Annotated in this window: 3 protein-coding genes; 2 read left to right on the top strand and 1 reads right to left on the bottom strand. The window is 20.8% G+C overall.

From position 1 onward, the window contains the following. The first annotated feature begins 726 nt into the window (after positions 1-726). On the top strand, positions 727-1,575 hold the full coding sequence (gene trfA / locus GJU03_RS02240) for a plasmid replication initiator TrfA (protein ID WP_168919068.1): 849 nt from the start codon (positions 727-729) through the stop codon (positions 1,573-1,575). Positions 1,576-1,643: 68 nt separating this feature from the next. Next, positions 1,644-2,333 carry a prephenate dehydratase domain-containing protein gene (locus tag GJU03_RS02235; protein ID WP_168919067.1) on the top strand — a complete coding sequence of 230 codons (690 nt, stop codon included), beginning with the start codon at positions 1,644-1,646 and terminating at the stop codon, positions 2,331-2,333. A 2-nt stretch (positions 2,334-2,335) separates the two neighbouring features. On the opposite strand, the gene GJU03_RS02230 is transcribed toward GJU03_RS02235, so the two are convergent. Next, positions 2,336-5,086 carry an inverse autotransporter beta domain-containing protein gene (locus GJU03_RS02230; RefSeq protein ID WP_168919069.1) on the bottom strand — a complete coding sequence of 917 codons (2,751 nt, stop codon included), beginning with the start codon at positions 5,084-5,086 and terminating at the stop codon, positions 2,336-2,338.

Raw genomic sequence — 5,086 nt, 5'->3', positions numbered from 1 at the left:
TATAGAATTTATCTTTTTTTGTTAAAAGTAAATATTTATATTCTATATGATTATATATATAGTTTTTTTTTTTTACAATATATAGATAAAAAAAATTATGTTTTTTTGTAATATACAAAAGATTTAAAAGATTATATTTTTTTTTCTTTTGTAAGTGTTTTTTTTACACTACCTAACTACCTGCTATCCCGTGTTTTTCTACCTGCTATCCCGTGTTTTCCTACCTGCTATCCCGTGTCACCTACCTGCTATCCCGTGTCACCTACCTGCTATCCCGTGTCACCCTACCTGCTATCCCGTGTCACCCTACCTGCTATCCCGTGTCACCCTACCTGCTAGCTATCCCGTGTCACCCTACCTGCTATCCCGTGTCACCCTACCTGCTATCCCGTGTCACCCTACCTGCTATCCCGTGATAAAAAAATTGACATTTCAAAATAAAATACTACTATATTAGTAGTAGTAATAAATTTATCTTTAATTAAGGATCTTTAATTAAAGATCCTTAATTTTTTCAAAAATAAATATATACTCTAATTATTTTATGTATAAAATTAAGTAAATAATAAACATTACTTTACAAAAAAAATTTCAGTTTTTTTAAAAATTTTAAAATAAAAAGGAGAAAAAAAATAATTAAAAAATTTTATTTATAAAAAAATCATATAAAAATTAAAACTTTATATTCCCTTTTATTTTTTAAATAAAAAATTTATTTTAATTTAAATGCGTAAAAAATTGATTTATGATAAAATTAACTTACTGATTAAAAAAAGTAATATTTTAAAAAAAAAAAATAAAACCTTCTTTTCTAATTCTCTTAAAGAAGTAAAAAATAAAAATATTAATCTAAAAAAATATTTTCCTAATATTGAAAAAAATAAAAGAGCAATACCTAATATTATTTTACGTAGCTCTCTTTTTGGAATAATAAAAAAAGGGGGGAGAAAATATGAAAAAAACATTTTAAAAACATCATTAAAAAATTTCTTTATACGATTTACAGGAGAGAACTTAGATCAATCTGATTTAGATGTTTGGTTGGAATGTTTATATTTATTTACAAAAGTCCCTTTAGGAGAGAGAGTAATTTTCTCTACTTATTCTTTTCTAAAATCAATAAACAGAAATACAGGAAAAAAAGATTATGAATGGTTAAAATCATCTTTAATAAGATTATCTATTTGTAGCATAGAAATAAATTATAAAAATTATTTTTATATAGGTCATTTATTACATGAATACTATAGAAATGAAAAAACAAAAAAAAATGTTATTTTTCTAAATAAAAATATAGTATCTATTTTTATAGACGTTATGTGGACAGCAATTTCTTTAACAGAAAGAAAAAAATTAAAAGGTAAACAGTTATCTCAATGGATTCATTGTTTTTATTGTTCTCATAACTCTCCATTACTTTATAATGTCGTTACTTTAAAAAAATTATGCGGGAGTGACGTTTCCAAATTATGGAAATTTAGACAAATTCTAAAAAAATCTTTATATGAAGTATCTTTAACAACCGGATGGAAATGTTGGATTGATAAAAACGATATTGTTCATATTATTAAATGAAAATATATATTTTTTTTTATAATTTTATGTTAAGTTAAATTAATTAATAAACTTATTTATAATAATAAATGTCAAAAATAACTCATAATAATATCATTATAAATGATACTATTGATAATTTTATAAAAAAAAGAACTTTTCAAAAAAATATTACAAAAAAAAAATATTATAAAAGTATTATTTTTTTAGGTCCAATTGGCAGTTATTCTCATTTAGCTACATTATTTTATATAAAAAAAAATTTTTTTCAAAAAACTGTTATTAACATAAGTTGTCATAATTTTAAAGAAATTTTTTATTATATTAATAACAAACATATTAATTTAGCTATAGTCCCAATATATAATAATAATACTGGTTTAATTAAAGAAGTTTTTATTTTATTAAAACAAAATTATTCTTTATTTATAAAAAATAAATTTTTTGTACCAATACAACATTGTTTAGTTTCTTTTAAAAAGAACTTAGTTTTAAACAAAATAAAAAAAATTTTGAGCCACATAGAACCACTTAAACAATGTAGTATTTTTATTAAAAAACATCCTCACTGGGAATTACAACATTGTTCAAGTTCATCACTAGCAATGAAATTAATTAAAATTAACCAATCAAAAAAACTAGCAGCAATAGGTAATAAAATATCTGCAAAATTACATAATTTACACATTTTAAAAAATAAAATATCTAATACCGTAAATAATCAAACTAAGTTTCTAGTTTTAGAAAAAAATTATTATTACAATTTTATTAAAAAATAAAATTATTTATCTTGAACACAAATAAAAGAAAAAATATTACCAGTAATCCCCTGATCTACCCCTCCATCTAAAAAATTAATATGAAAATGTAAAGGGTCTCTAAAATACATATTATAAATAGGAGTTGATGTCCAAAATAAATTAAATCTATCAACTATAGGCCACCCATAATTACTAAGTAAATCAGTACCTGAATGAACATCATAGAATTCTAATAATTCAGATTTAGTGGGTAATCGGGCATTTTGTGATTTACAATATGATTCTGCATTATACCAATTAAATTTTGACCAATCTTCATTTAGATAATAATTTACTTGATCTCCTAACCTCTCTGAACTTAAAATTGGTCTTTTAAATCTTATCCCATTAACAAACAAAAATTCAGTCATATGTCCATACATTCTAGCAAGAGGAGTATTAGGACTTGTAGAAACTGTAAAAATTAAATTTATTTTTTTAGTAACATAATTATTTGCACTAATAGTAAGAGTTGTTTTTACTCCGATTCCATGAGGATCAGATATTTTAAGTTTTAATTCTCCATTTATATCTGTAGTAAATAAAAAATTATCGCCATCATAATCCTTTTGATTAGTAATATCTTCAATATGTATTTGACCACTATCTTTTCTAAGAAATCCTTGTCTATCTCTAGCTAAGATATTTTTTATATTAATATTAGAAAATTTAAACCTTTTTCCATGCTTATCGTAAACTGTTATTAACAGTGTAATTGATTTACTAACTTTTGTAATAAGATTTTGAGGATTAATTTTTAATATCATGTTATCTACTGAGGGAGGAATAAAATCAATTCTAGTATTAATATATTTATTAACTACATTATTAATTTTTACCGCTAACAAAACATTACCAGCAGATGAACTACTTACTAAAGCAGAATATGTCCCTTTAGGATACTCAGTTACAGGTCCAATATGAATATTATGTTTATCTGCTAAATTACCTTGTTCTACTACAAAATGAATATTTTTTATATTTGGTAATATTTCATTATTATTATCTCTAGCTTCAAAAACTATTTTTGCTTTTTCTGAATTAACTAATATTCGTTTTGGAAAAACATTTAAAATAGAAAAATCCTTATTTAATAAGGGATATAAAGTTTGTATTTTAATATATGATACTTTTTTATTTCCTAAAACATCATAAATGGTTATTTTTAATAAAAAGTTATTATTTTTAATATTTTCAAAATCATAACTCGGCATATGAATTATATAATTATAATTATATAATCTAATTGAACCTCCTAATTTTAAAAAAGTACTATTAATATTAAAAAATACATTTTTAATGTCATTAACAGACTTAATTTTAAATCTTAAAAGCTGTTCACTTTTAGGAAAACCAATAATCTCTTTTTTTATAAATAATTCAATTAAAAACTGTTTCCTATGTTCTAAAAAAATATTGTTATTTCTATTAACAAAATCATATTTATGATCATAAGATGATGAAAAAAGATCATTTATTTTTGTGTGAGTATGATTATAAATTGAAGAATTTAAATTTAAATAAATACCTATTCCAAATTGGAAATTACTATGTCCTGAAAAAGTTTGAATTTTTTGTAAGGAGAAATTTAAAAAAGGTATTGGATTATAATTAATAGAGAGAGAAAAAATAGAAGGAGAAAATAATTTTTTATAATTTATATTATTATCTTCTTTTTTAAAATCTATATTTCCAAAATATTTTGAATAATTAAAATTAAATATTAGTTCTGGTATTTTAGGTAAATAACCTTCTAATCTTAGATCCCATCCTGTAGCTGCTCTAGAAAAAAATTCATCATCATCTAAATGATTTAAGGTTTTTTTGCGATTTAAATTATCAAAATGCCACCATCTACTCAAACCATAATACATATTAATATTTAATTTTAAAAACTCTTTCCAAAACTCTCCACCTATTCCTATTCTTGTGTTTTCTAATGAAAAATCATAATCTAAAAAGCTATTTATTCCGAATAAATAATTATTATTAATAGACATCCTTCTTAAACCTAAACCTAAGTTGTTTTGTATTCTATTATCAGTTTTATGTACGTTATTTTGTAGAAAAAAAATATAGTTTTCATTTTCCATAAGAGGTAACAATAAACCAATTTCAGAATTATTTAAATTTAAGTTTTCATCTAAATTAACTTTTATTAAAGTTTTGCCATTGATTTCAAATTTATTAAATATTTTATCAAAACCTGATCGAATTTTATTATTTATTTCATTATTAAAAAAAATTAAAAAATTTGATTTAATATTTTCTATAAAAACTTCTTTATTAGAGAAGTTATTAGAAATATTTTTTTTCATTGTTAAATAGTAGTAAAAAAGATCATTTTTATAATTTATATGAGATTTTTTTTTTATAAAAGGAAAAATATTTAAATAATTATTTTTATTGTAATTCTTTTTTACATTATTCCAAAAAATTTCGTATTTATTTAAATATTTATTAAATATAATATTTTTTTTAACAAAAAAAGATTCTTTTAGTAATTTTTTTATATCTTTTTCATCAAAAAATAATTTATATCTGTATTTATTTTTTTCTAAAAAAGAAAAATATCTTTTTTTTATTTTTTTTAAAATTGTTATTTTTATTTTTAATTCATTAATATTTTTTTTACTCTTTGCTATTGATGTATTTATAAAAAATAAAAAATATATTACAGAAAAAATTATTAACATTATTCTTGATTTATTTAAAATGTATATTTTTTTCAT

The sequence above is a fragment of the Enterobacteriaceae endosymbiont of Donacia bicoloricornis genome (assembly GCF_012567955.1).
GTDB lineage: Bacteria > Pseudomonadota > Gammaproteobacteria > Enterobacterales > Enterobacteriaceae.
The sequence above is the reverse complement of the archived record's forward strand: the minus strand, read 5'-3'. Positions and strand labels throughout refer to the sequence as shown.